The organism is Paenibacillus cellulositrophicus, assembly GCF_009363095.1.
Classification (GTDB): domain Bacteria; phylum Bacillota; class Bacilli; order Paenibacillales; family Paenibacillaceae; genus Paenibacillus_AQ; species Paenibacillus_AQ favisporus.
In genome coordinates this window covers 4,926,426-4,952,931 of sequence record NZ_CP045295.1, presented here as the reverse complement: position 1 = coordinate 4,952,931, position 26,506 = coordinate 4,926,426, and the positions used below count along the sequence as shown (strand labels likewise).

General features: G+C 54.5%; 29 protein-coding genes. 5 read left to right on the top strand and 24 right to left on the bottom strand.

Going from position 1 to position 26,506, the window contains the following annotated elements; all coding sequences use genetic code 11:
- Positions 1-9: 9 nt before the first annotated feature.
- Together GCU45_RS22640 and GCU45_RS22635 are read right to left on the bottom strand one after the other, a co-directional pair.
- Entirely contained in the window at positions 10-939 is a 930-nt protein-coding gene (locus GCU45_RS22640) for an AEC family transporter (protein ID WP_152400741.1), read from the bottom strand.
- A gap of 30 nt (positions 940-969) precedes the next feature.
- A complete protein-coding gene (locus GCU45_RS22635; RefSeq protein WP_145136354.1) occupies positions 970-1,590 on the bottom strand; it encodes an NUDIX hydrolase in 621 nt (206 codons plus the stop codon).
- 137 nt (positions 1,591-1,727) lie between these two features.
- Here GCU45_RS22635 and GCU45_RS33870 point away from each other — a divergent pair, with 137 nt between their 5' ends.
- Complete coding sequence (locus tag GCU45_RS33870) at positions 1,728-1,889, top strand: hypothetical protein (protein WP_163878816.1); 162 nt, start codon at positions 1,728-1,730, stop codon at positions 1,887-1,889.
- Positions 1,890-2,010: 121 nt separating this feature from the next.
- Here GCU45_RS33870 and GCU45_RS22630 read toward each other — a convergent pair whose 3' ends face one another.
- The 4 genes from GCU45_RS22630 to GCU45_RS22615 form a co-directional block, all read right to left on the bottom strand.
- Positions 2,011-3,657: a S8 family serine peptidase gene (locus tag GCU45_RS22630; protein ID WP_167527196.1), complete on the bottom strand. Its 1,647-nt coding sequence runs from the start codon at positions 3,655-3,657 to the stop codon at positions 2,011-2,013.
- Between the two features lie 120 nt (positions 3,658-3,777).
- Positions 3,778-5,040, bottom strand: a complete 1,263-nt coding sequence (gene odhB, locus GCU45_RS22625; RefSeq protein ID WP_152400737.1) for a 2-oxoglutarate dehydrogenase complex dihydrolipoyllysine-residue succinyltransferase — start codon at positions 5,038-5,040, stop codon at positions 3,778-3,780.
- Positions 5,041-5,045: 5 nt separating this feature from the next.
- Positions 5,046-7,916, bottom strand: a complete 2,871-nt coding sequence (locus GCU45_RS22620) for a 2-oxoglutarate dehydrogenase E1 component (RefSeq protein WP_152400735.1) — start codon at positions 7,914-7,916, stop codon at positions 5,046-5,048.
- 249 nt (positions 7,917-8,165) lie between these two features.
- Positions 8,166-9,053 carry a DUF72 domain-containing protein gene (locus tag GCU45_RS22615; protein ID WP_145136366.1) on the bottom strand — a complete coding sequence of 296 codons (888 nt, stop codon included), beginning with the start codon at positions 9,051-9,053 and terminating at the stop codon, positions 8,166-8,168.
- A 178-nt stretch (positions 9,054-9,231) separates the two neighbouring features.
- On the opposite strand from GCU45_RS22615, the gene GCU45_RS22610 reads away from it, so the two are divergent.
- The 3 genes from GCU45_RS22610 (at position 9,232) to GCU45_RS22600 (ending at position 11,986) form a co-directional block, all read left to right on the top strand.
- Positions 9,232-9,969, top strand: a complete 738-nt coding sequence (locus GCU45_RS22610; protein ID WP_152400733.1) for a YwaF family protein — start codon at positions 9,232-9,234, stop codon at positions 9,967-9,969.
- Positions 9,970-10,113: 144 nt separating this feature from the next.
- The gene (gene cysK, locus GCU45_RS22605) at positions 10,114-11,037 is read left to right on the top strand and encodes a cysteine synthase A (protein ID WP_152400731.1); all 924 of its coding nucleotides are present in this window, start codon (positions 10,114-10,116) and stop codon (positions 11,035-11,037) included.
- Positions 11,038-11,221: 184 nt separating this feature from the next.
- Positions 11,222-11,986 carry an SDR family oxidoreductase gene (locus GCU45_RS22600; RefSeq protein ID WP_152400729.1) on the top strand — a complete coding sequence of 255 codons (765 nt, stop codon included), beginning with the start codon at positions 11,222-11,224 and terminating at the stop codon, positions 11,984-11,986.
- A 102-nt stretch (positions 11,987-12,088) separates the two neighbouring features.
- Here GCU45_RS22600 and GCU45_RS22595 read toward each other — a convergent pair whose 3' ends face one another.
- The 17 genes from GCU45_RS22595 to GCU45_RS22515 form a co-directional block, all read right to left on the bottom strand.
- Positions 12,089-12,616, bottom strand: coding sequence for a hypothetical protein (locus tag GCU45_RS22595; protein WP_089545691.1), 528 nt, complete (start codon positions 12,614-12,616; stop codon positions 12,089-12,091).
- A 210-nt stretch (positions 12,617-12,826) separates the two neighbouring features.
- Positions 12,827-13,525, bottom strand: coding sequence for a YjjG family noncanonical pyrimidine nucleotidase (locus tag GCU45_RS22590; protein ID WP_152400727.1), 699 nt, complete (start codon positions 13,523-13,525; stop codon positions 12,827-12,829).
- 173 nt (positions 13,526-13,698) lie between these two features.
- A complete protein-coding gene (locus GCU45_RS22585; protein ID WP_152400725.1) occupies positions 13,699-14,580 on the bottom strand; it encodes a serine/threonine-protein kinase in 882 nt (293 codons plus the stop codon).
- A 15-nt stretch (positions 14,581-14,595) separates the two neighbouring features.
- Positions 14,596-14,883 (bottom strand): hypothetical protein, encoded by a 288-nt coding sequence (locus GCU45_RS22580; RefSeq protein WP_152400723.1) that lies wholly within the window; start codon positions 14,881-14,883, stop codon positions 14,596-14,598.
- 5 nt (positions 14,884-14,888) lie between these two features.
- Complete coding sequence (locus GCU45_RS22575) at positions 14,889-15,239, bottom strand: hypothetical protein (RefSeq protein ID WP_152400721.1); 351 nt, start codon at positions 15,237-15,239, stop codon at positions 14,889-14,891.
- A 33-nt stretch (positions 15,240-15,272) separates the two neighbouring features.
- Positions 15,273-16,079 carry an inositol monophosphatase family protein gene (locus tag GCU45_RS22570; RefSeq protein ID WP_152400719.1) on the bottom strand — a complete coding sequence of 269 codons (807 nt, stop codon included), beginning with the start codon at positions 16,077-16,079 and terminating at the stop codon, positions 15,273-15,275.
- Positions 16,080-16,180: 101 nt separating this feature from the next.
- Positions 16,181-16,375 carry a DUF4177 domain-containing protein gene (locus tag GCU45_RS22565; RefSeq protein WP_152403267.1) on the bottom strand — a complete coding sequence of 65 codons (195 nt, stop codon included), beginning with the start codon at positions 16,373-16,375 and terminating at the stop codon, positions 16,181-16,183.
- Between the two features lie 16 nt (positions 16,376-16,391).
- Complete coding sequence (locus GCU45_RS22560; protein ID WP_152400717.1) at positions 16,392-16,724, bottom strand: HIT family protein; 333 nt, start codon at positions 16,722-16,724, stop codon at positions 16,392-16,394.
- Between the two features lie 16 nt (positions 16,725-16,740).
- Positions 16,741-17,337 (bottom strand): HAD family hydrolase, encoded by a 597-nt coding sequence (locus tag GCU45_RS22555; RefSeq protein ID WP_152400715.1) that lies wholly within the window; start codon positions 17,335-17,337, stop codon positions 16,741-16,743.
- A 33-nt stretch (positions 17,338-17,370) separates the two neighbouring features.
- Positions 17,371-18,276, bottom strand: a complete 906-nt coding sequence (locus tag GCU45_RS22550; RefSeq protein WP_152400713.1) for a sugar phosphate isomerase/epimerase — start codon at positions 18,274-18,276, stop codon at positions 17,371-17,373.
- Between the two features lie 178 nt (positions 18,277-18,454).
- Positions 18,455-19,231, bottom strand: coding sequence for an aminoglycoside adenylyltransferase domain-containing protein (locus GCU45_RS22545; protein ID WP_152400711.1), 777 nt, complete (start codon positions 19,229-19,231; stop codon positions 18,455-18,457).
- Positions 19,232-19,292: 61 nt separating this feature from the next.
- Positions 19,293-19,688, bottom strand: a complete 396-nt coding sequence (locus GCU45_RS22540; protein ID WP_152400708.1) for a VOC family protein — start codon at positions 19,686-19,688, stop codon at positions 19,293-19,295.
- Between the two features lie 161 nt (positions 19,689-19,849).
- Entirely contained in the window at positions 19,850-20,440 is a 591-nt protein-coding gene (locus GCU45_RS22535) for a histidine phosphatase family protein (RefSeq protein WP_152400705.1), read from the bottom strand.
- A 128-nt stretch (positions 20,441-20,568) separates the two neighbouring features.
- Positions 20,569-21,423: an ABC transporter ATP-binding protein gene (locus GCU45_RS22530; RefSeq protein ID WP_152400703.1), complete on the bottom strand. Its 855-nt coding sequence runs from the start codon at positions 21,421-21,423 to the stop codon at positions 20,569-20,571.
- Between the two features lie 290 nt (positions 21,424-21,713).
- Positions 21,714-22,367, bottom strand: coding sequence for an HAD family hydrolase (locus tag GCU45_RS22525; RefSeq protein ID WP_152400701.1), 654 nt, complete (start codon positions 22,365-22,367; stop codon positions 21,714-21,716).
- Positions 22,364-23,845, bottom strand: coding sequence for a serine hydrolase domain-containing protein (locus GCU45_RS22520; RefSeq protein WP_152400699.1), 1,482 nt, complete (start codon positions 23,843-23,845; stop codon positions 22,364-22,366). Before GCU45_RS22520 ends, GCU45_RS22525 begins: the two co-directional genes overlap by 4 nt.
- A 23-nt stretch (positions 23,846-23,868) precedes the next feature.
- Positions 23,869-24,378, bottom strand: coding sequence for a GNAT family N-acetyltransferase (locus GCU45_RS22515; protein WP_105445886.1), 510 nt, complete (start codon positions 24,376-24,378; stop codon positions 23,869-23,871).
- A 157-nt stretch (positions 24,379-24,535) separates the two neighbouring features.
- Here GCU45_RS22515 and GCU45_RS22510 point away from each other — a divergent pair, with 157 nt between their 5' ends.
- Positions 24,536-25,999, top strand: coding sequence for a PAS domain-containing sensor histidine kinase (locus GCU45_RS22510; protein WP_152400697.1), 1,464 nt, complete (start codon positions 24,536-24,538; stop codon positions 25,997-25,999).
- 83 nt (positions 26,000-26,082) lie between these two features.
- On the opposite strand, the gene GCU45_RS22505 is transcribed toward GCU45_RS22510, so the two are convergent.
- Positions 26,083-26,499, bottom strand: coding sequence for a GNAT family N-acetyltransferase (locus GCU45_RS22505; protein ID WP_152400694.1), 417 nt, complete (start codon positions 26,497-26,499; stop codon positions 26,083-26,085).
- Positions 26,500-26,506 lie beyond the last annotated feature (7 nt).

Below are 26,506 nucleotides of genomic sequence, written 5' to 3'. Positions count from 1 at the left end.
TCTTCTCCATCAACCCAGCCATCCGATCATCAGCGGCAGCAATACAAAGGAAGCGAGCGTCGTCCATAATATGCACCGGGTCACAACTTTGGGTGCCGCATCAAACTGCTCGGCCAATATGACCGCGTTAACTGCGGCCGGCATGGAGCTTAGCACCAGCATAACGTTAAACAATACGCCCTGAATGCCGAGCAGGTATAAGAGCAGCGCGGACGCCACCGGCGAGATCACCAGGCGCATTGCCAAACCGGCGTAGAAGGCTTTGTTCATCGCTGCCGTATAAGCTGTCTTCCCGCTCCTGACACTGACCATCTGCGCCCCCAAAATAAACAGAGCCACCGAGGAATACGCGCCCGAAATCATCGATATTCCTTGATTCAGCTCCTGCGGCAGCTCCACATGCGCTGTCCGGCAAATCACGGCAAGCACAGCCGCGTAGATCGACGGCAGCTTGAAGATCGACAGCGCCGCCTGCTTTACGGAAAACTGCGAACGTGCGGCAAAATACACGCCCAGCGTATTGACGATGATGATCTGCAGAATAACGTACACTGATGCCTTATCCAGCCCCGCTTGACCAAAGGCCAGCAGCACCAGCGGCAGACCATAATTGACGCAGTTCGTAAACAGCGCCGTCAGCGTGAGGCCTGACCGTTCGGCGGCCGGGAGCGACCAAGCTTGTCCAATCCCTACGGCAATCCCCCACAGCAGCAGCATATTAAGGACCGTGAACAGAACCGTATCCGTAATCTCACCGTAGCTGATGTCAGCCCCAATCAGCGTTTCGAAAATAAGAGCCGGACTCAGCAGGTACAGGGACAGTGTAGAGATTGGCTTGGTATCGATCGGCTTAAAATGCTTGATCAGCGCCCCTCCGATTACCGGCAGCGATATCGGGAGGAACACCTGGTACACTGTAGTCACAAACGTCTGCAGCATATGTAATCCTTTCCTGTCTTTATGCGATGTTTAATCCCAGACGGGGGCCTTCTCCGGATGCCGCATCAATTCAAACATCAGCCTGATCTGCTCATCCGTATTACGGATTTGCGACAGGGCGGGAAGGTCGTCCTCTGCAAAAAACTGAACGCCGCTCGTCTCTACCCCTTCAGCCGCTTCGCCGCCGGTGATTTCGCAGGCGATGAATATTTTATACACATGATACGGGCCCGGCGGATTATGCTTCAGGTTGTCGAGCACGGCCAGGAGCCGGGTCGGTGTAACCACAAATCCGGACTCCTCCCGTACTTCCTTCACGGCAATTTCGGAAGGGGACAGCCCGATATCCGCCCAACCGCCTGGCAGCGACCATTCCCCTTCTGCCTTTTCGCGGACAAGCAAAATTTGATTTTCCTGAAAAATCACCCCTCGCACATCCACCTTCGGTGTGGCGTATCCGTCTTCCCCAGCAAAAAGTGCCGTCAGCAGTTCGGTCTCAACATTGGTGTACTCCCGCATAATCTCTACGCTCAGCGCCCGAAGCTGTTCAAAGCGTTCCAGGTCATATACGTCCCGCGAGTATGCCAATCCTGTCTGGGCCACGGCTTGAATCTGTTTGGCCCACTCCAGCCATTTCAACGGTTTGTTCATCGGCAGGTCTCCTCTTGTGAATCGAATTCAACATTTTTTCATAAAAAATTAGTGAGAAAGATTATCATTGAGAATGAATGTGTGATACAATGATCTCGAGTTATCATTCATTAACATATCATAAGGAGTCGACGACCATGGTGAAAGCCCCTGATCAAAAATACGCTTCCTTACGGGTTGACGATTATCTTGACCTTTTAAACCTGGCGAAGCAGCTGCAAGACACCCGGTGGCAGAAGGAAATTATCCGCAAGCTCGAACGCCTCAACAATACATCGATCCATCCATTGTCCTGTTAACATAGAAGACCGCGGGGCGCGTATTTTGATAGTACCATGCCTTCGGGGGAATCTGAACATATTTTCCAAAAGTATACCTTGAGCGTATTTGAGCAGGGGTGCCCCAGAGGGTGCTTCTGCTTTATTTGTGTTGATCACGCTGCGTCTTCAGCCAATTTTCCCACCGGCGGGTCATGGACAAGCGTGCCTCAGTGCTTCGCTCGGAATAGGTGCCTTGTCCTTCCCTCCATTCCGGTATGGGTGGAAATTGTACCCCTGTAATCCGTTCCAGTGCACTGCAGCGCTCGCCAAAGGTGGAAGCCCGTTGATGATTCGCTTCCTCAGCTAACCCCGCTATCAAGGGCCGGACAAACAGTGAATCGTTGATGTTCGCAGCGAGACGGACAGCCCAATACCGAATATCCAAGCTCGGATCCCCGAGCAATGGAACGAGTTCTTCTGTGATTTTATCCCACCATTCTGGGTGCCTCTGGATCGCATACACCCCAGCCATGCGAACATGGGGACTTGGGTCCCGCAGCACGTCCCGTACCAACTCGGTCGTATACCACTCCGGATGTTCTGACAGCAGCAGGGCAGACACGCAGCGAACTTTTTCATCGGGATGCTGAAGCCATTTATACAGTGGTTGTCTCAGTTCGATTAGGGAGGCATCGGAGTAAAAGGAGAGCAGCGACTTCATCACTATATCTGTATCACCACTCTGCAACGCTTGCAGCCTGTCGGCCAATCCTTTTCTTCTCCACCTTTGCCAACATGCGTAAGCCCCCTCCCCCTGTATTTGCTCGATTCCATGATCAAAGTTCACAGCTGCATAGACATCAACAACACCTGCCTTCAGTTCGTTCCATATCGGGAGCGAAGCTCGGCTGGTCGCCAGTAGAGCAGACTTCACCTGCCGGGAAGACCAGTTTGGTCTAGCCTCCCAGATGCAAGCGGCAGCTCCCAAGATCATCGGGGCCGCAAAGGAGGTTCCTTCTGTCCTGGCATAGCCCCAAGGCAAAGAATCGGATTTGGCAGTGAAATGATTCAGAAATTCCTCTTTGGACTGGAACGGAGTGGGCAGCACGATATTAGCAGCAGGGGCCAAAATTTCCGGAGTCCACTTATTTTCAAACGTCACGCCTCTGCTATTGGGATACGGGAGCGCATGCTCCGCCTTCCCATCTTTCGGAATGATCACACCGCCTACCGACAAAACCGACGGGGCAGCTGCGGGTGCGTTGCTAATCAGCTCACGGGTATTCCCGCAGGCCGAGACCAACAGCAGCCCTTCGCCGGCCAGCTCCTCGCATAATCTGCGAACGGGATCAGCCTGCCAAGGCAGCAGCCCGGTGTCTCTTGAAGCGCTCACGGTCAAAACAGCTCCGCGAATGCGGTATTTGCGCCAGTTCACTTTTAACCAGAGGAGTGCCCCTCCAATTTTCTCTTCAAGATCATTGGGAGTGTGGAGCGGTCCTGCTTCGAGCAAAAATAAATGGGCTTTAGGCGCTGCCCCAGCGTACTCTCCTTCCGAAAGCTCCCCGGATCCGGCAGCAGCGGCTGCGCTCATTAATCCGTGATGCCCTCGATCCCAAGGCCCTTGGTCAGCAGCTAGAAGTTCAGGCAGTGCCTGAGAGTCTGATGTGCGGACCAGATATGTGTCCCGCCGTTTGTTTGATGCAATGTCAGGATGGTGCTGGAAAATGCCGTCAATGACGGCGATATTGACGTTCTTCCCCGTTAAATGGTCTGGAATAGCCAGAAATGATCGAATCGATGGCCACATGCTAATTTCCTCCCTCATTTTGGAATGAAATGCTTACTGCTGTCTCTCCTCACACGCACGAAAAAACGGACTGCCTGCAGGCAGTCCGTTTCGTTGTATACGTTCAGGTAAAATATGTTATTAACCTTCGAGCAGCAGAGATTCCGGATCTTCCAGCATCTCTTTGATCGTCACCAGGAAGCGTACGGCATCAGCGCCGTCGACGATCCGGTGGTCATAGGACAGGGCGATATACATCATTGGACGGTTCTCCATCCGCTCGGCGTCGATGGCAACAGGGCGAAGCTGGATGTTGTGCATGCCCAGGATACCAACCTGTGGTGCGTTCAGGATCGGCGTGGACAGCAGGGAACCGAAAGTTCCGCCGTTCGTGATCGTGAACGTTCCGCCCTGGAGCTCGGACAGCGCCAGCGTATTGCTGCGCGCCTTGCCGGCCAGCGTGGCGATCTCTCTTTCGATGTCGGCAAAGCTGAGGCGGTCGGCATCACGTACGACAGGTACGACGAGGCCTTCCTTGGCCGATACGGCGATACCGATATCGTAGTATTTCTTCACGATAATGTCTTCCCCGTCGATCTCCGCGTTCAGGTGAGGGAACTTCTTCAGCGCACCCACCACCGCTTTGGTGAAGAAGGACATGAAGCCGAGGCCAATCTCATGCTTCTCTTTGAAAGCATCTTTGCGGCGCTTGCGAATGTCCATGATCGCTGTCATGTCCACCTCGTTGAAGGTCGTCAGCATGGCGGCCGTTCTTTGTGCTTCCACCAGGCGTTTGGCGATCGTCGCGCGGCGGCGGGACATGCGTGTGCGTTCCGCCGGTTTGCCCGGCTGGGATACTGCTGCTGGAGCGGCTGCCTGCGGCGCCGGTGCAGCAGCCTTAGGCGCTGCCGGAGCTTCTGTATGGTTCTTCACGTTGTCCGGATAAATGCGGCCTTTCGGATCCCGGCTCGATACCTGATCCAGATCGATGCCCTGCTCGCGGGCCAGCTTGCGTGCCGCCGGCGACGCGGCGAGGTAACCTTCGCCCTCGCCGGAACGTGCAGGCTCGGCTGCTGCCGGTTGGGCTGGTGCCGCTGCCGGTGCAGAAGGCTGCTGAGCCTGCGGCGTCTCTTCCTTCGCTGCCGGTGCGGATGCCGGTTTGGCGTCGCCGCCGGTGCCCATACGTCCGATCACTTCACCGATTTGAACCGTATCCCCGTCTTTTCTCAGAATCTTCTCCACCACGCCGTCTTCTTCGGCACTGATTTCCAAATTGACCTTATCCGTTTCAAGTTCGAGGAGGACGTCGCCTTGGCTGACTGCCTGGCCTTCCTCCACATGCCATTTAAAAATCGTTCCTTCTGTGATGGATTCTCCCATTGCCGGTACTGTAATATCGCTCACTGCCGCTACCTCCCCAGAGTGATGTTATGCTTAATGGATTTTTGATTCAATGCTGCCGCAACGATTTGCTGCTGCTCGAAGGCGTGTACTTGTTGGAAGCCGCTCGCCGTACTGGAGCGTTCCGGACGGCCGTTGTAGTTCACCGGCGTATCCTTCGGCGCCACCTTGCGGAGCTTGGACTCGATGTAGCGCCATGCTCCCATGTTCTCAGGCTCTTCCTGTACCCACAAAATTTCCTTCACGTTCGTAAAGCGGGCCAGAATGCCGGCGACTTCCTTCTCAGGGAACGGATACAGCTGCTCCACACGAAGGATGTGCAGCCATTCGTTCGCCTCGCCGCTCTTCTCCATCGCCTCCTCCAGCTCAACGGCAATCTTGCCGCTGCACAGGACGATGCGCTCAACGCGCTCCGGACGTCCGCCCAGACCTGGCTGTTCCAGCACAGGCTTGAAGGAGCCTTCGGCGAATTCGGCCGGGCTGGAAGCCACGCGGGCATTCCGGATCAGGCTCTTCGGCGACATCAAGATCAGCGGACGCGCATCTTCGCTTTCGGTCAGTGCCGCTTGACGGCGCAGCAAGTGGAAGTACTGGGCTGCCGTCGTAACGTTCGCTACCGTAAAGTTCTCTTCCCCGCCGAGCTGCAGGAACCGTTCCAGACGGGCACTGGAGTGCTCCGGTCCGGCGCCTTCGTAGCCGTGAGGCAGGAGCATCACAAGGCTCGATTTCTGTCCCCATTTAGAGCGGCCGGCCGAAATGAACTGGTCGGTGATCACCTGTGCCACGTTGGAGAAGTCACCGTACTGGGCTTCCCAAATGACGAAGGTCTCCGGCGAGTACACGTTGTAGCCGTATTCGAATCCGAGCACCGCTGCTTCGGACAGCGGGCTGTTGTAAATGGCAAAGGATGCCTTGGCGTCCGGCAGATGATGAATCGGGCAGTAAGTCGAGCCGTTCTTCGTATCATGCAGCACCAAGTTGCGGTGTGCAAAAGTGGCCCGCTCGGCGTCCTGACCGGTCAGCCGGATCGGCTTACCGTCCGCGACGATCGAGGCGAAAGCCAGCGTCTCTGCAAGACCCCAATCCACCTTTTCCCCTTCGTTCAGCGCGGTTTCCCGGCGCTCCAGAATACGCTGCAGCTTAGGATAGACGTTGAAGTCATCCGGACGGCTCAGCAGATCCTTATTGATCTTGCGCAGCTTGCCAATCGGCACGGCTGTCTTGATCTTAGCGATCCGCTCTTCGGCTGGCGTCTGGTGATGCGAGTTGGCCGGATCCTGTTCCTTGTCCTTAATCCGGTCGTATGCCGCCTTCAAGCGCTCCTGAACCTGCTGGATGATCTGCGCGGATTCTTCCTTGCTGATCACGCCTTCCTTGATCAGGATATCCGCATAAATGGCGGCAACCCGCGGATGAGCCTTCACTTTCTGGTATACGAGCGGCTGGGTCGTATCCGGATCGTCCGTTTCGTTGTGGCCGTAACGGCGGTAGCCGACCAAGTCAATCAGGAAGTCCTTCTTGAACTTGTTGCGGTATTCGCTGGCCAGGCGCATCGCGTTGACGCACGCTTCGGGATCGTCGGCGTTCACGTGAACGATCGGAATTTCATAACCTTTCGCCAGGTCGCTTGCGTAATGCGTCGAACGGGAGTCTTTACTCTCCGTCGTAAAGCCGATGTTGTTGTTCGCAATAATATGAATCGTTCCGCCGTTCTGGAAGCCCGGCAGCTTGTTGAAGTTCAAGGTCTCGGCCACGATGCCTTCGCCAGGGAATGCGGAATCCCCATGAATGATCACCGTCGCGGCTTTGTTTACGTCCTGCTGCGGATATCCCGGCTCGGTGCGGTCCTCCTGGGCGGCGCGGGCAAAGCCCTCGACCACCGGATTAACGTACTCCAGATGGCTCGGGTTGTTCGCGAGCGTGATCTTCGCTTTGACGTCGCTCGCTCCCTCAACGGTACGGTTCGCGCCAAGATGGTATTTCACGTCTCCGGTCCAGCCGAAATTGATGCCCATCGATCCTTCTGAAGGGAACATCTTCTTGTTCGGGGAGTGATGGAATTCCGCGAAAATTTTATCGTAAGGCTTGCCGAGCACGTGAGCCAGCACGTTCAGACGGCCCCTGTGGGCCATGCCCATCAAAATATGCTCCGCGCCTTCGTCCACCATGTGGTGGACAAGCTCATCCAGCATCGGAACCATCGTGTCGGTTCCTTCGATGGAGAAGCGCTTTTGCCCGACAAAAGTTTTGTGAAGGAACTCTTCGAATTGATCTACTTCCACCAGTCTTTCAAGCAGCGCCTTTTTCTGCTCTGCGTTCAAAGGAGCCACGGACTGGTTCTCGACCTGGCGGTTAAGCCATACGCGCTCCTCCACTTCATGGACGTGACTGAATTCATAAGCAATTGTGCCTGTATATGTTTGACGCAGTTTCTGGATGGCTTCCCAGCCAGTTCTCACGTTATCGGGAGCTCCGTCCCAGATCAATGAAGCCGGAAATGCTTCCAGGTCGGATTGGCTCAGCCCGTACTGCTCAGGCTCAAGAACCCGTGTGTCGGCTTTGGGGAGAATGCCCAGCGGATCAATGTCTGCCGCCAAGTGTCCATAAGTGCGGATGTTCCACACCAGCTTGCCTGCGTCAACGCCCTTCTTCAGCAGGTTGCCATCCAAAGCGACGGATTTCGGTGCCGCAGCCGGTTCCAGCTCGGCAGACGCCATCGGCGGCGCTCCCCACAGCTGGAACACTTTACGGTACGTTTCGTCCACCGATTCCGGATCATTTACATAACGTTCGTACTGTTCCTGGACGTACCCCAGATTGGGCCCGTAATACGATTCCCAAGCCCCCTGCGCTTGCTCGTCTCTCTTATTGGTTATCATCGTTAACGTGATACCTCCGCCTTGATTTTTTAATAGTCATATAGAATGAATAAACCGCTTCATTGTTCAATCTATATTTGGACGGAAATCTGAACAATCAATGCAATGTAAGCCATTTCACGATAATGTAAGCGGCTCAATTTCTATTATAAACAAATCGGAGCCAGACCTGAAATAACCATTTAATATAGTTATCATCTAAAAAACAGATGGATTAAGTTTGTCACCCATTCTCGTATATGACAATATTTACAGCTCCCCTTCGCCAAAAAGCGACAGCTGTCCCGGAGGCTTCTCCGGGGTCTTCATGCCGAGCTTGTCCATCAGCTGAATTGCATTGTCCGCCGCATCCCCGCCCGAATTGTTGTTAAAAATGACCCAGCATTCCCGGGTTTTCTCCAGCAGCTTCCCGATATGCTCCTTCCATTCCTCAAGCTCCTTGTCGCTGTACCTGTACAAATACCGGACCTCCCGCCAATTGGGCTGACCGCTGGAATGCCATCCCGCCGCATTGCGGCCATGCAGCCGCACAAGCGACACGTCTTCACGGGTCGCTTCCAGAACGAGCGGCACCGATCCCTCTCCGGCCTGAGGCTCGTCGCAGACGGTATGAATCCATCCTTCTTCCTTCATAAAGGCCAGCGTCTTCTCCCTCATCTCCCCGGCAAACCAGCTCTGATGGCGGAATTCTAACGCCAGTGGAAATCCGTCCATCCACTCGCGGGTCCGGCGCAGAATGTCCACATGCTTGCGCTCACAGTCAAACCACGGCGGATACTGAAACAGCACGGCGCTCAGCTTGCCGGCCTGGCGCAGCACTTCCGCAGACTCCCGGAACGCTTGAAACATCGTCCTGGAATCAGGATAAGGGCTTTTACCCCGGGCGTGTCCAGTCATTCCCTGATAGGCTTTCACCACAAAACCGAAGGAATCCGGCGTTTGGGCAGCCCATTTCTCCATACGCTCTGGCGAGGGGGTCGCATAGAAGGAGTTGTCCATCTCCACGATGGGGAACACGTTGCCGTACATCCCCAGCTTCTCCCCCGCCTTGGTTCCCTTTTCGTAAATGTCGTCATGATCCCCCCAGCCGGAAAGTCCGATTCGAACCCGCTCGGCGGGGGTTATCGTCTCATCCATAGCCATCGACTCCATCCATAGTATTGACCAACAATAATTTTCCAAGTATAAATCCGCTTACCATACCTATACCCGATTGAAGGAGGCGTCCTTCAGATCTTGCGATATTCCAGAAAGTGGATATGATAAGAGATATGCGTCGGCTTTACGATCTTTAGTAGCAAAGGAGCATGAATGTATGAGCCATTCGTTCGTCATGTTTTCCGGCCCGCACCTTGCTGCGCTGACGGTCTTCGTGCTCGCCTGCATCCTGATGTTCCTGGGCAGAATCCGCCTTCAGGACAGCATGTCGGCCAGGCAGGCGGTCCGTTACTTGATCATCGCCTGTCTGATCGCCTCCGAAATCGCACTCGACATATGGAACATAACAGAAGGCTACTGGAACATCAAGTCCACGCTGCCGCTCGAGCTGTGCAGCATTACGCTGCTGCTCTCGGTAGTCATGCTGGCCGTCCGCAGCCGCTTCCTCTATCAAATCCTGTTCTTCGCCGGGATCGGCGGCGCCCTTCAGGCCCTCATCACCCCAAGCCTGGATTTTGCCTACCCTCATTTCCGGTTCTTTCAATTCTTCGCGGCTCATATGCTCATCATTCTGGCATCCCTGTACATGACCTGGGTCGAAAAGCTTCAGCCCACCTGGAGATCTATCGGCTGGACAATGATTTTTCTGAACGTTCTTGCACTTGGAGTTGGCGTCATCAACTGGATGCTGGGGTCCAACTACATGTTTCTGATGCACAAGCCGCCGACCGCTTCGATTCTGGACTTTCTCGGTCCACACCCCTTATATTTGCTGGCGGAGGAAGGAATCGCCCTGCTGATTTTCGCATTGATGCAGCTGCTGTTCTTTGTCCTGCCCGCGAAAATATCCAAAGCGTCCGCGGCAGCTAAAGCCAGGGACAAAAGCGTTCTTTAAGCCGGCCATAAAGCCTTTCACGCTGCCCTCGCCGGTATCTCCTTCCGCTGCCTCTACGTTGTGATCTCCCTGCCGAAGTTCTATAATGAACGGAAAGCTTAGAAGCTGTGAACCGGCTGATGAACTGACAAGGAGATGGACCCCATGACTGAACCGAAAGTTGTGCAAAATATAACCGAGCTCATCGGCGATACCCCGGCGGTCAAGCTCCGCCGTTTGGCGGGAGAACAGGATGCCGACGTGTACGTGAAGCTCGAATACTTCAACCCTAGCGGAAGCGTCAAGGACCGGGCCGCTTATAATTTGATCGCGCAGGCGGAGCAGGACGGCCTGCTGAAGCCGGGCTCGACTATTATCGAGCCGACGAGCGGCAACACCGGCATCGGGCTGGCGATGAACGCGGCGGCCAAAGGATACCGCGCCATTATGGTGATGCCCGACAACATGACCAAGGAGCGGATCAATCTGCTGAAGGCGTATGGAGCTGAAGTGGTGCTGACGCCGGCAGCGGAGCGGATGCCTGGTGCTATCCGCAAGGCGCAGGAGCTGCAACGGGAAATTGAAGGCAGCTTCATTCCTCAGCAGTTCGAGAACCGGGCTAACCCGGATATCCACCGCCGCACGACGGCGCTGGAAATTATAGAGCAGATGGAAGGGCGGCTGGATGCCTTCGTCGCTACGGCGGGCACCGGCGGGACCATTACCGGCACGGGCGAAGTGCTGAGGGAGAGACTCCCCGGCATCGGCATCTATGTCGCCGAGCCGAAAGGCTCGCCCGTGCTATCCGGCGGCCAGCCGGGAGCGCATAAGCTGGTGGGCACCAGCCCCGGTTTCATCCCGCCGATCCTGAACACGGACGTCTACGACGAAATTTTTCAGGTCAGTGACGAAGACGCCATCGGAACGACGCGCAGGCTTGCCGCCGAAGAAGGCATCCTGGTCGGCCCCTCCTCAGGCGCTTCCGTCTGGACCGCGCTGCAGATAGCCCGGCGTCTGGGACCCGGCAAACGGGTACTGTGCATTGCGCCGGATACCGGAGAACGGTATCTGAGCATGGGCATTTTTTAGTCGTGCGCAAATCATCGAAAGGCATCAACCGGTTTGTATACCCGGCTGATGCCTTTTTTGTGTTCATCGGTTGAGACAGACGGGCATATGCCCGAATGGGAGAGCAACATCTCAAAATCCTTCTCATGCTATAAATGACTCAAGCAGGCCACTGCCTGTTAAACCGATGAGGAGTTGACAATACATGAATAGATTGACTGGAAAAACAGCACTGGTTACCGGAGCGAGCCGCGGCATCGGCAGGGCCATTGCGCTGCGCCTGGCCGCCGAAGGGGCGCTGGTGGTTCTCCATTATGGACAAAACCGCTCCGCCGCCGAGGCGGTCGCCCGCGAGATCGAACAGCAGGGCGGAACGGCGCTGCTCCTCGCGGCGGACTTCAGATCCGTTCGCGGCATCCCGGAGATGTATGAAACCTTGGATGGCCTTTTGCAGAATCAAACAGGCCGCCCCGGCCTGGACATTCTTGTGAACAATGCGGGCATCGGACTTTCCCTTCCCATTGAGGCGACAACGGAGGAATCCTTCGATGAGGTGATGAACGTGAACGTTAAAGCACCGTTTTTCGTCATTCAGCAAGCATTGCCGCGGCTGCGGGACGGCGGGCGGATCATCAACATCTCCTCCGCGACGACCCGGATCTCGCTGCCGGTGATTCCCGCCTACAGCATGTCCAAAGGGGCGATCAATACGCTGACCCTGAACCTCTCGACTCAGCTTGGCTCCCGCGGCATTACGATCAACGCGATCATGCCGGGATTCGTGGAGACCGAGATGAATGCCGAGACGCTGCAGACGCCGGAAGGCCGCGAGTTTGGCGCGAACTTCTCGATCTTTAAGCGGTGGGGACAGCCTGAAGATGTCGCCGATATCGCCGCCTTTCTGGCTTCGGACGACAGCCGCTGGATCACGGGCCAGCTATTGGACGCCAGCGGCGGAACGCATCTGTAACGGAGCTTGCCGCGCCTCGCGCCCGGCTGCCATGCAGACTGCCCTTAAAAAGCAAAAAATCCAGTGCCCTCGGCGGCACTGGATTTTCTTTTTACCCGAGATTTATGGAATATACTGCTGCACCACTTTGACGACTTTGCCGTCCTTCACCGTCAAATGAAACGGAAAAGAGCGAATGTCCAGCAGCTTGTCGTTATGGTAAATCGCCAAAAACTTGTTCAGGCTGACCGGTTCGTTCCACTGAATGTTCATTCCTTCATAGGTTCCGTCATGATCATACAGCTGCATCAGCACTTCAGCATCCGGAGCGATTTCGTACGTCTCCAGCGTCTCATCGTCGTTGACGATGTAATACCCGTCAGGAGCGCCGCCCAGCTCTTCGGCATCCGGCTCCCGCTCAAGGAACTTCTTGTCTGCCGCCGCGCCCTCATACCATTCGATCGGATCCACCGTCACGTAGAGGTGGCCGTTCTTGTTCCCGATGGTGGACAGCATCGCCGTCACCGTGTCCTCGGTTTGCGGAACCGGCTTATATTCGTTATCAGACCCGACTGCACTCGTTGAAGTCACTACCAGCCCCAGCAGAAAAACGATCATCAGGGAAGCGAATACGGTCATCTTTTTTTTCATTTGAAAATATCTCCTTTATGGAATCATGATTTCTATCCATATCAACCATTACCCTGCGGGATTGTTTTCAAACGCTGCGAGAGGGCTCTGTGATGTAACTTTATTGTAAGCCACAGCCGGGACCCAAATCGTCACAAATTCGTTACAGCCGAGTCAAATTGTTGTAAATTCTTCAAGCGCTTTCGTGAATGAAGGAGCCGGCAAGCCCGGTCAATCCTTCTTCTCCAAAATGTCCTTGATCTCCGCCAGATCGTGGATCTCATAAGTCGGGACGATGGCGGTTTCGTTGGGCAGGCGATTCGGGTTGTACCAGCACGTGTCGATGCCGATATTGTTGCCTCCCTGAATGTCCGAGGTGAGAGAATCGCCGACCATCAGCATTTTATCCTTGCGTTCCTCCTGAATCACCCGGAAGGCATGCTCGAAAATACCCGCCTGCGGCTTCTGGAACCCCGTATCCTCGGAGACGATGACCGCCTCGAAAAAGTCCTTCAGGTCGGAGCGGCCGATCCGTCCGAACTGTACCTCTTTAATGCCGTTCGTGATGATGGCCATTTTGTAACCGTGCTCCTTAAGATAGAGACAGATATCCAGCGCACCCGCCAAAATAAACGCGCCTTCGGCGAGCGATCCCAGGTAACGTCTGCTCAATTCCTCGGCGTCGTCGCTCAGCCCCTGCTCGCGGCCGAATCGGCGAAAGCGCTCGACCCGCAGCTCCGCCGAGCTGATCAGACCCTGCTCAAATTCACGCCAAAGCTCCTCATTGATCCTTTTATAGCAGGCCGTTATTTCCGTATCATTCGCGTCCAGGCTGCAGCTGGTGAGCAGCTGGTTCAGCGCGTGGCTCTCCGACATTTTAAAATCGAACAGCGTTTCATCCGCATCAAACAAAATCCATTCGTACGACAAGATGTACCCTTCTTTCAGTAAAGTGATAAAACGGCGTCAGCGTGCCTCAATCAAAGTCATGCAAGGCATCATCCGGTTGGTTTGTGCGTTTCTATTGTACCATGCCGCCAAAAATGCCTGCTTGCTTCTACGTCCGTGGCCCAAATCCAAATGAATGGGCGATTCCCCGGGACTCATCTGCCATCTGGCTCTTGGAGAGCCTTACCCCAGGCAGACGCGAAGTCGGCCACAGAAGCATACCGCCCGGCCCGGTCGGCATGAACCGCCTTCAGCGCAATGTCATACAGAGACCTGCCGGCATCCCATTGGTCATAGGAGCGGTCCATCTCCCCGCCAAAGATGAAAAAGGCTGTCGCCCCCATATTATACACATTAGTCACGCCGTCAATCGCAGCGCCGTATTCAAACTCCTCGGGGGACATAAAGCGGGACGATCCCCACAGCCTGCCCATCCGGTTCTCAAAAGAGCCTTTCTGGTAAAGGTCGATATCGCAGATTTTCGTCGTGTCGGCAGCAAAATCGTAAAGAACGCTTCCGTCATAGAAATCAACTGCTATGTACCCTTTTTCCTCGACGTGGACATGAAAATCAAGAATAGCTCTGTAGGATGCCAGCCGTTTCTCCAGCGGCAGCCGGCGGTAACGATAAAATGGGGACCTCGGGTCTTCATATTTGGCCGGAGGCGGAAATGCCCAATGAGGATGCAGCGACTCCCCGTCAAACCATTCAAACACGGCGGCGTAGCCGGTTCCGGCTTCAAAATGGCTCAGCAGCCGCACCAAGCTCGGATGATCCAAATCTTCGTAAACTTGAACAGCCTGCTTCAAACGCAGGATGGCTTCCGCCGGTTCACCCTCAAACTCCGTAGTAGCCGCTCCGGCGTACTTGATGAACCGTCTGACCCCGTCCTTTTCCACGCCAAATGAAAGGTTGCCGGAGTCCTGCTTTTCAAACACCGCAAACACTTTGCCCCAGGCGGGCAGCCATTCCAGCGGATGCGGCTGTTTCAATTGAAATGTTACGTCGTCGATGTTGATTGTAACCGGTTGATCCATCCGTTCAACTCCTTTTTATGGTTGGTCTCGGCTTATTCTATCTTCAAATTCCCGATTTTGCTGCTGAATGTCTGAGGCAATTCGTTTATACAAAAACAGGAACAAGCCCAGGACGGCAATCACGATACCGCCAACCAGCGTAATATTGGTGATATTCCAAATATAATCCGGCGTTAAATCCTTTAGTGTATACACATCGTTAATATTTTGGGTCCGCGCTGCATAAATCAATACTTTTTCAAAACCGCCGAGTCCGACAAGCAGCAATCCTGCTCCGAGAAGCATTATTCCCATCAATCGCATGCCCGTTATTCCTCCCTCTGGGTAGGATTGCGCCCCTTTTCCGCTTCTTCCGCACTGCCGGGTTCCGCATCCAGCTCCCGCTCGAGCTCCGCTTCAATGTCCTCGTCGCTCATCTGGTAATCATCCTCTTCCGACACGCCCAGCTTCCTTTCCAAAAAGCTCACCCTTGCCCTCAAGTCTTCCACCATGCCGTACAAATAGCTCAGCAGGCCGACCATAACCAGAAGGGCCAGAACGGTCCCCCAGGGGCCAAACACCCAGGTTGCGATCAGCCCCCCGGCAAGAAACACGACGATTCCCATGATAAAATAAACCATTGCCCACTTCCCTTCTGCCGCCGGTTCAGTATGCGTCACCTAGGGGCTGCTAACTGCCGCTGCGGCAAGCTTCTATCGGGCGCCCAATCCTTCCAATACCATATTCAAAAAGTAATCTCGGTTCTCCGGATGACAAGCGATCAGGTAAGGCTCTTCCGTCATGGCGTCAAATGGTTTGCCTTCAAAGTCCATGACCAGCATCCCCGCTTCCTTCGCGATCAGAACGCCGGAATAGAGGTCCTCCCCTTCGGAGTTATACAGAATGATGGCATCGATATTCCCTCTCGCCAGCATGCACCACTGCAAGGTCGGCGCCCACAGCCGCATCATTCGCTTCGTATGCAGGTCGATATGGTTTCTAAGCCGGGTGGCGCGGTCATCGCTGCCTACCACATGTCCCTGAATCCAGGCGACCGTTGCTTTATTGAACGCCGGTGCAGGCCCGTTCGTTACGGGCTGCCCATTGCAGGTAGTTCCACCGTTACGGGTGGACACGAACAGCCGGTCAATCATCGGTTCATAAACCACGGCCACGACCGGCTGCCCTTGATGCATCAGCGTAATCGAGCAGGAGAACGCAGGCAGGCCGATCGCATAGTTGTTCGTTCCGTCCAAAGGGTCCACCAGCCACAGCCAGTCGCTGTACTGGCCATGATCTCCCGATTCCTCGGCCCGGATCCGGTGATCCGGAAATGTGCTGCGGATATGCTCGAGAATCCGTTCCTCGGCCAAATGGTCCACCACCGTGACGAGGTCGCCGTTATCCCCTTTTTGGTCAACCTTTTCCAGCTTGTCAAAATACGCCTTCGCGATGGCTCCCGCTTCCTTGGCTGCGGCGACCGCCAGCTGCTTCGCCTCTTCAATGATCCGTTGATCCATATGTACTATCCACTCCTTTTGCCTAGTGTTCATATTGCTGCGCCCGCCTTCGCTCCTTCAAGAAAGAAAAAACCCTGCGCGTCAGGGTTTAATGTCAATCATTATACTTTCCGTTTGAAAATGGCGACGACGTCCCGCGACTGTCCCTGGGATACGCTCGTGTCAAAGCACGATACCAGCTCCCAGCCCTCGTAGCCGTAGCTGTTCAGCAAATCCTCAAATTCCTCCTCGTCCACCTTGCCGCCCAAAAAGCCGCCTGTTTTATACTTCACCGTCTTGTAAGACCATTGTTCCATCATTTTACGCTTCCTTTCATCGTATCGTTTGGCCGCTCACGACATGCCAATGCATATGTTTGGATTCCTGGTAGTCTCCTAAGTTAGTGACGACCTTGGCTGCTCCCGTCTGCCGCACCATGTCCGAGGCGACCTTCTTAATTACCCTTAAAACCTCGATCAGCAGCTGTTCGGTATTCTCCGCTTCTCCGGATATCAGCGATCCTACATGAATCTTCGGGATCACCACAACATGATGCTCATAATAAGGGCGCGTATGATGATAAGCGAGCACCCGATCTGTCTCATACACGCGGTTGACCTGCGTTTTGCCGTTTAGCACCTCGTCGCAATAAAAATCGTTCGACACGCCGCTCACCCTTTCCTTATCGCAGCTGCTTCAGCAGCTGCGAAACTTCCTCCATCCAGCGGCCTTCGGGATCCGCGATCACCGTATGCCAGCCCAATGCCCTGGCAGGGATCAAATTTTTCTCCTGATCGTCCACATAAATGCAGGGTCCTCCCCCATCGCCAAGCTGCTCGCATACGAGCTGATAAATGCGGGGATCCGGCTTGCAATACCCTGCTCTGCTGGATATGGTAAGGCTCTTCACCTGCTCCTTGACGGGTGCCAGCAGCCCGCTCAGCCATTCCTCCCGGTGATTGCTCAGCAGGTGAATATCCGCGTCCCTGCTCCATGTGGCAATACGCCCCAAAGCGGGGAGGGGTTGCAAATACCTCATCGCCAGCGCGCTAAGCCGTTCCATGCTCAGATCTGGTCCATGCCCGGCAAGCCAGTCCCTAAACTGCTCAATGGTGATGCCGCCTGTCCAGAACGACTCGCGAACTTCCCGGCTGAAGCTGCCTTTTAACTGACGATAGGTCGTGCTTCCCGCCATGGCAGCAGCCTCTTCCCAAAATCCAGGCGAGAGGTTCGTTGCAATGACACCGGCGACATCCAAAATAAGCTGGGGTCTGTTCATCGGCTCCTCCCCCTTCCAAGCTTCCAGTCATCATCAGCTGGGATTGGTGCTGCGCAGACATTCGTCTACCCATTCATAACAGCGCTGCAGATCCTCATGGCTGACCAGGTCGGAGCGGTGCTCGAACTGAATTTTGACTTGCGGGTTTTCCTCGCGGATAACGGTTAAATAATCTCCAATCGGGGCCCATCCGTCCTCCGGGCGCTGTTCCGGCAGCACTGGGTAGCGCAGCTTGACGGACGATTTCGTGTACTGAAGATTCCACAGGTGGATAACCTCCGCATACTTCGCATATTTGCGGATGACCGGCAGGGCCTGAAAGGAAGGGTCTACGTTCTGCTGCAAAAACAGCCTTCCCGTATCCAGGCACAGCCGGATGTCCGGGTACTTCTTCAGCAGTGTTTCCAGCACGTCATGCTCATAAATATAAGAATTCAGCGCATCGAATTCCAAAACCGGCGTGAAGCCGTAATCTCGGGAAGCGGCGCTAAGCCAGGCAAAAAGCTGATCGCTGCGTTCCGCAAACAATTCAAGCGAATAATCGCTATCATAGACATACTCCGTTCTGTCGGAAAAATGCCATTTGTCCCAGTTCACCCGGTCATCCAGGATGACGGGCTTCGGATAATGGAACAACACGTAATCCGGCCGTACGTTCCTTAAATAGTCGAGCTCGTTCCGGATCAGCCGGAGCGCTTCATCACGGACATGTTTGTCCACATCCAGAAACAGGGCGTCCCGAAGCAGTGACCTCCCCGCACGAAGGGGAAAATGTACGCCGATCCGGAAGTCCCGCACTCTGGAGGCGCTCAAGAGTTTCTGCGTGTCCGCTTCATTTTCAAACAGACAGGCCTCGATTCCGTAAAAGCTGTCTCTGTAATCGCGCTCCATCTTTTGCTCGTCAAACGAGCCGTATTGCCCGATCAAAAATCGCTTCATCGTCATTCCTCCGGCAGCGGGGTGTGAACCATTCATATGAAAATTTAACCATTACTTCCACGTTCCGTCCAGTATTCATTGAACCCGGCCTGCACAAAAGCCTATGAATCTATCAATAACGAATTGAAATGGATGATGGAAGCAAGTGCGTAACATGTGTGTGCCCACGATCGGATGATCAGGGACGAATCCCCTCCTCCGTCATCCGCTGCTTAATCGCGTTCAGCATATCCCGGGCAAAAGCCTGAATCATCCGAGGTTCAACGCTCACTTCATCCGTCTTTCCTTCATACTGAAGAAGACACTGGCGCAGGAGCGGCTCATACGCAGGCAGAAGGGCCGCGAGCCCCCATTCGCCGCCTTCCTTTTTGGAGGAAACTTCGCCTTCCCGCAAAAACCGCAAAATTCTGCACAGATTAAGCGTGTAATATACCGGCGCCTCGGCGATCTTCTTTTCGGCATGCTCGACATCGGACCAGATCGACCGGATGTACATCTCTTTCTCCGGCCTGAACACGGACTGTGCGGGCTCCCCATACAGCGTTATCCCACGATGGTAAATGACCATCATATGGGCCGCAAGATCAGGGTCTTCATAACCGCCGCATACATATTGCGCATCAGATTCATACCGCTCCCGGTGAGCCTCCGAATAATGGAATTCAAACGGTGTTGGGTGCAGCGGCTCCCCGGCGTACTGCCTGAGGATGACGCTGACTTCCATCCCGCGGTGCCCCGGCATCAGCCCGTGAAGCTCAATAAGGCCTCGGGCGAGCCGAGTCCAAACCTCGGGGTCGAGCTTCTCTTCAATGACCGCCAGGAGATCGATATCGCTCCGGTCTTCACGGTAACACCCCATCGCCAGCGAACCGTGCAGATATAAGCCGGTCAACGGTGCTCCGAGCTCGGTAATAAAAAGTTTTGTCAAACGGTCCAGCACCTGCTGCGTATTCATCACTTTCCTCCAATATAGAAAAATGGCTGCCCCCTTACCGGGAACAGCTGTCATTTCGGCACTATGACCCCTTTTTGCCTGATCCGAAAGCAATCGCATACCGATCCGGATCGATCAGCACGAAGTCTTTCCAGTCCCCCCATTCCTGATGTTCCAGCACCGGCTCCTGAATGAACTGCGCTCCTCCAGCTTTGAAATGCTCGTACAATTGATCCAGCTCTTCATGCGTTTCGACATATGCGTAAGTGTCCCATGGAACCATCTTGTTGTCCCCGGAGGGGTTGGGACGGACATCTTCCGCCTTTGCCGCCTGAATCAATTTGAAGCCGAGGGCAAAATCATCCCTTACCGCCCAAACGTCCGACACGTCACAGCCGAGCACATCCGCATAATAGCGCTTGGACCTCTCTAAATCCGAAACCAATCGGACCTGAACCGAAAAGTGAACTTTACTCAAATGAACATCATCCTCCGAATGGTCGATTCTCCTTCGTTCGCTCAGCCTCTTCCTGGATTGGCCTCAAGGCCAATGGACGAGCTCGAAGGGTTGCCCTATGAAACTGGCAGATACAGCGCTTTCAGTCTATCATAAATTTTAACAATGATACATATGATTTCCTACTCCCGCCACATCCTCGTCACCTGCCGCAGGTTCTCTCCCTCCCACTCCGTCTTGTAAATATCCGGCATGGAAGTGGATTCCCAGAAGGCGTAATCGAACCGCGGGTCAAATTCGCCCAGCATCAACGTCATAATATCACCGTGAGTCCCAATGACAATCCGCTTTCCGGCATGCTCATCAAGCAGTTTCCGGACTACCTGGGCCGCTCTTTGCCGCGCCTCCATGCTCGACTCTCCCCCCGGAAAAGCAAAAGCGGCATCGCCGTATACTTTTTGCTTCGCTTCTTGAAACGATAGGCGCCCGATCTGCCCGATTTCCCGTTCCCTCAAATCTTCTTCTATGATGATTTCCCTGCCCGCAGAGTCGGCGGCATCCCGAATCGTTCGCACGGCTCGCTCGTAGGGACTGGAAATGTACAAGTCAATGCCTTCACCCAGCAGTCTGTCCTTGACCGCAAGCGCGTCTGCCGGCCCCTGACGGGACAGCCCCCGTGTTCGTTCCCTGCCTTCCTCATAAAGCGATTCGGCATGCCGGACAAAATAAAGAATCGTGTTCCGCTTCAAGTGATGTACTGAATTAGCAGTCATGAACCAGCAACCTTTCCATTTTATTGGGTTAAAAGAGAAAAGCACCCGCTTCAGCTCCATCATACCAGCGATCCTGCCGCTGACATATCTGAAAGTTTCACGGGTGCTTATATGAAGATAATAACGGTTTAAGCTCTTCTCGCCAGTTCGTAAGGCAGACACAGCGGGACTCCGGTTCGGGGGTCGACGAGGATGTCGGCTTCAATAGCGAAGACCTCCCGCAGCACTTCCCGGGTCATGACTTCGCCGGGTGTTCCTTCTGCCACGACTGTGCCTGATTTGATCGCCACCATATGCTGCGCATACCGTGTGGCATGGTTCAGGTCGTGAACGACCATGACGATCGTGCGGCCCTCTTCCTCATTCAGCTTCTGAAGCAGCTGCAGCACTTCCAGCTGATGCGCCATATCCAGGAAGGTCGTAGGCTCGTCGAGGAACAGAATATCCGTCTGCTGAGCCAGCGCCATGGCGATCCATGCCCGTTGGCGCTGGCCGCCTGACAACTGGTCGATCGCCCGGTCCCTAAAAGCCCCAAGCCCCGTAACGTCAATGGCCCACTCGATAACCTCACGGTCCTGTGCGCTGATGCTGCCAAATCCCCGCTGATGCGGCGAACGGCCGAAGCCGATCAGCTCGGTTACGGTCAGCCCATCCGGGGCCGTGGGGGTTTGCGGCAGGATCGCGAGCTGCTTCGCCACATCCTTGGTCGGCTGGCTGTGAATCGATTTGCCGTCGAGCAGCACCGCTCCGGAGGATGGCTTCATCAAGCGGGCCATCGTTTTGAGAATCGTCGATTTGCCGGAGCCGTTGGAGCCGACCAAAGCCGTAATTTTACCCGCCGGAATGCTCAGGTTCAAATTGTTGACAATGAGCGTATCGGCGTATCCGATGTTCAGCTGCTCGGTGCCGAGCCTCGACTGGAGCTGCGGTTTATCCTCCGTGGCAATCTCTTGCTCCGGCCAAGCCAATGTGTTTTGTACCATACCGTATCATCCTTTTTTAGGGATTGTATTTCGCGGCGGGTTCGCCGCTCCGCATGCAGGGTGCCTTATGCTATGTTCAACGTTGTCGAAAATGCCGTATCGTCTAACGCATGATTGCCTTTGTTGACACATTATGCGTGGAAAAGTTCAATTTATGTGTATGTATACACACTTATTATGATAATGATTCTCAATTTCATTGTAAAGAGTTTTTTCCCTTTTCTCCGTCTTATCTCACGAAAAAAGGACAATGGAACTCATGGTCCCATTGTCCAAATATTGCATATGGCTTAATTACTCAAAATGTCCTTCAGTTCCATTAAGTCGGTGATCGAATAATCCGTCTCACAGCTCGTGTTTCCGGCAGCCGCCTTCATCCATACCGCCATCATCCCGACCTTCCGGCTCGCCTCGACATCGTTAACGGGATGATCCCCGACAAACACAGCCTCCTCCGGCTGGAGCTCCAGCCTGTCCAAAGCCCTACGGAAAATAGCCGGGTCCGGCTTGCGGAGCCCTTCCAGCTCGGAAATGAGAATGGCGTCAAAATCATCAGCAATGCCGAGCCCTTGAATGCTGCCCCATTGAAACTCGCCGAAGCCGTTGGAAATGATCCCGAGCTTCATTCCAAGGCGCTTGAGAGCAGTCAGCATTTCCCGAAGATGCGGATAACCTATGCAGTGAAGGCGAAAACCGGCGATATAGTCCTTCAGAAGGCGCTCCCAGGACAACTCCAAGTCCATTTCCCGCACAAGCTGTTCATAAACTTTGTCCTTCCAGACATACCCCCGTGCGTCCAGCTCTACAAAACGGCGGATATATTGATCCCGGTCCACGCGTTGAAGCTCCGGAAACCGTTCATATTGATCCTCCGTAAAGCGCAGCAGCGAGGTATCCCGGTCCAGCAGTGTACCGTCCAGGTCAAACAGCACGCCCTTGATCATGCTCCGCTCCTTTCCGCCAGCTGTTCCTGCTTTACAGCCGTGACCCGGGTCGTCTTCTTGTCAAAAGAGACGTTGACCTCCTCCGCGAGCTCAACCTGCCCCTCCGCGAACGTTAGGGTGAGCGTGACCCTATAGGGTGTCTCGATGTACACCACGGTTAGCTCGAGCTGCAGATCCCCGGTAAATCGGGCCGAAATGACGGCTTCCTGCCGATGCATGGCCAGATCCTTCCGGAAGATGTCCTTGGTGCTTACCCTCTTCGTCAAATCAAAGGGAAGTTCGCGCCGGCTGCCATCGGCATAACGGATCCGAAGCTCGGACCGCTCATCTAGGCTGCACACCGTAATCTCGGCAACGCCGCCTGGCTCTGGAGCCTGGACACGGTATTGCCCTGCCCAATCATCCGGCATGGGAGACAAAGCAGAAGGTACCCGGTGCTCAGCGTCTTCCTGTATTCGCGCGATCCGCCGCAGAAGCAGCGGGTACGCTTCGGAGCTGACTTGTTGCGATCGGTCTACCCGGTCCACGATATGCTCATAGATGAGGTCCAGCAGCAGCGGCAGCTGCTTTTTCATATGGCTCATGCCGGAAGAGGCTGCAATGACAATGCCGTGCTTCGGAGCAACAAAGCAGAGCTGCCCGAACCCGCCGTTTCCCATATAACACCCCTGCCGGCACCGAAAAAATTGGTAGCCATATCCTTCCGAAAAATCGGCCCTCGTCTCATTGCGGCGGTTATCGCTCTGCTCCGCGGTGGCTAACCGGATGTATTCCGCCGATACGATTCTCCGGCCGCCATACACGCCCTCGTTCAGCAGCATCTGACCGAACTTCGCCACGCCGTCGATGGGAATGCTCAGCCCCATGCCGCCTGCGGCCACTCCCATCGGGCAGGTCTCCCAATCCACCAAGCCAATTCCAAGCGGCTCGAACAATCTCGGTTTTACATATTCGACGAGGCTCATCCCGGTCGCTCTTTCCAAAATGGCGGCAACCATATAGGTCGCATGCGTGTTGTACACGTAATGGCTTCCCGGCGGATGCTCCGGCGCCAAGGATAAGAACGTTTGGGCCCAGTCTGACCCGGATTCCATCACCCGACCGTAGATGTTGTCATGATGCCCTGTATTCATCGAAAGCAGATGGTGGATGGTCATCTGGGATAAGTAGGGCGGGACGTCATCGGCAAGCTTATCGGGAAAATACGAAACGACCGGATCCGTCAGCCGGATATATCCTTCGTCCCTGGCAATTCCCGCCGCAATGGAAGTGAAGCTTTTGCTAAGCGAAAATAATAACGTGGGTGCCTCTTCCCGATACGGCTGACGGTTGAAACGGGCCGTAACTTCTCCATTCTGAAGCAGCATCAAACGGTTGACCTGAAGCTCCAGTTCCTCAATCCGTTCCAAGAACCGAAGTACATCGCCGGACGACAGGCCGTGGCTTTCCGGCTGTGCGGTTTCCAGTTCCAATCCCAATCGTGCACCTCCAACGTTCCTTTTTATTGAAGTTCCTTAATAAAAAAGAGATTCAGATCATCGTCCACCCGGACCATCTCGCCCGGCACGACCGGCTGGTTCTTATACACGATGCCGTTGCCATCGGGAATGTAACCTCTGCGGCAGTAAATGCGCTGTGCCTTGCCGTAGTCCTTGAACAAGCCCACACCGATGCCGATCCGCTTGCCCTTGCGGCTTACGATCGATTCAAACTCCTCCAGGATCCGGTTGCCGATTCCTTGGCGCTGGAAGACAGGGAACACATTGAGATCATTCACTTCCGGAATGCCCTGCTCTTGGAAAGGGGGGTAGTCCGATTCGTATTTCAGGTGACATACCCCGGCGACCTGGTCATCTGCATAGGCGATGATCGTTTCACGGACACCCGCTGCGTTTTCAGCGAGACATTTGTCGTAGTACTCATCAGGGCGGAAGATGTCCTGTTCGGTAAAAGCCTGCTTCCACTGCTGCTTTAATTCCTCTGAAGTGAGCAAAGTAAGCGTGATTTTCATTTACAGCACCTCCATATCGAATATATTTTTGTCCCCATGTTCCGCGGCTCTCTTTTAAAAGTTAATGTTCACTTACTTTAGCATTGATGATTAAAGAGATTCGCGATTATAATATGTATAAATATGCCACGGCTTGAAAGTAGAGAGGGGAACTGCCATGCGATCCGCTGAAGTCCATAATTACGACTTTGCCTTTAGGCAGGCCGCGATCGGCATGGCCCTTATCGCGCCTGACGGAGCCTTCCTAAAGGTCAACCCCGCTTTATGCACCCTCCTCGGTTATACACCTGACCATTTCACTTTGCCGGATCTTCTTCTTCCCGCGATTCAGGAACTGTCCCGCGACATCGTTAAGTGCGGGGAGTGGCTGCAGTCCATGAAACGGGATCAGCACCGGATCGACCAACATTACTATCATCCTTCAGGACAACGGTTATCCCTTGATATCCGCATCTCCTTGATTCGAAATGAGGCCGGGAAACCTGAGATTTACTTCACCCAATTCGAGAACAGGACCCAGATGATGCAAATGGAAACCAGGCTGCATTATACCGAAACCCATCTGCACGAGCGGGAGGATTCCTTCATGCAGCTGCTGGATGGCCTCCCCCTTTCCGTGCTGATTACGAACCACGGCCAGATTCAGTATGCCAATCCTGCCGGACTCAGGCTCATTCAAGCAGACAGCCTTGAAGCCGTAATTGGCATGTCAACGGACGATTTGGTCGACGCCGCCGACCACGAAATTCTGGCCGAGCGCAAGCAGCGGCACTACAACAACAGGCCCATCGGCTCAGTGCGCTACCGCATCCGCTGTCTCAATGGACAGCTGAGGCATGTGGAAGGATTTTCACTGAAGATTACCTATCAAAAAAAGCGGTGCGTCATCGGGATCTTTAAAGATATCTCCGACCAGAAGCTTGAGGAAGACCGGCTCATGCAGTCCGAGAAGCTATCGACGGCAGGGCAGCTTGCCGCAGGCATCGCTCACGAAATCCGCAATCCGCTGACTGCCATTTTCGGCTTTTTGAAGCTCCTCCGCACCTCCAGCCAAAACAACGACCAGTACTTTGCGATCATGGAATCCGAGCTGAAACGGATCGAATTTATCGTCAATGAGCTGCTGGTGCTGTCCAAACCCCAGGTTTCGCATGCGAGCAAGCCAATGGACATTCTGCCGCTGCTGGACCAGGTAATCACGCTGATGAACGGCCAGGCCGCATTAAAAAATATCGAGATCGTTTCCGCCTTCTCCGAACCTTCCATCTGGATTGCCGGCGAGGCCAACCAGCTGAAACAGGTCTTCATTAACCTGCTCAAAAATGCGATGGAAGCCATGCCGGAAGGCGGCATCATCCGGATCCACGCCCTCTCCCGGAACAACGAGGCCTTCATCAGCGTTCAGGACGAAGGCTGCGGCATGACTGCGGAGCAGATCCAGGCGCTGGGCAAGCCCTTTTTCACGACCAAGGAATCAGGCACCGGCCTTGGGTTTATGATCACACACAACATCATCCATAATCACGGCGGGAACATATCGGTCCAGAGCGCTCTCCAGGAAGGCACTACGTTTACCGTGACGCTCCCCGTTATTTCCGAACCGGAGGCAGCCTCATCATAACAAGCCTAATCCGGTGATCAGCCGGTAATTTTAAGTTTCACATCCTGGGACCAAAAAAAGGACGGTACTACCGCGTTATGTTCCTAAGTATTGGAGGAATACAGCAGAATACCGTCCCTCCGGCTCCAGCCCGATTTGGCCCAAAAATAATTGCCGATCTCATTCTCCTCGATCACCATGATGTGGCACTTGGCGATGCCCTCTTCCCGGAGCTTATCCAGCCCGGCTTTCGCCAGTTTTTGCCCGATGGCGCGGCCCCTGCAGGCCGGATCGACCGCAACGTGGTAGATATACCCCCTTCGGCCGTCATGGCCGCACAGAATGGTGCCGATCACCCGATCATCCTCGGTGGCGACAAAGCTCATGCCCGGGTTCCGAACCAGGTACCGGTGTATCGATTCTTTCGAATCGGCGTCGCTCAGCGCCATCCCTTCCGTATTGCCCCACAGCTCCATGCATTGTTCGTAATCCTCAATTAACAGCTCTCGCAGTGTTTCCATGATGTTA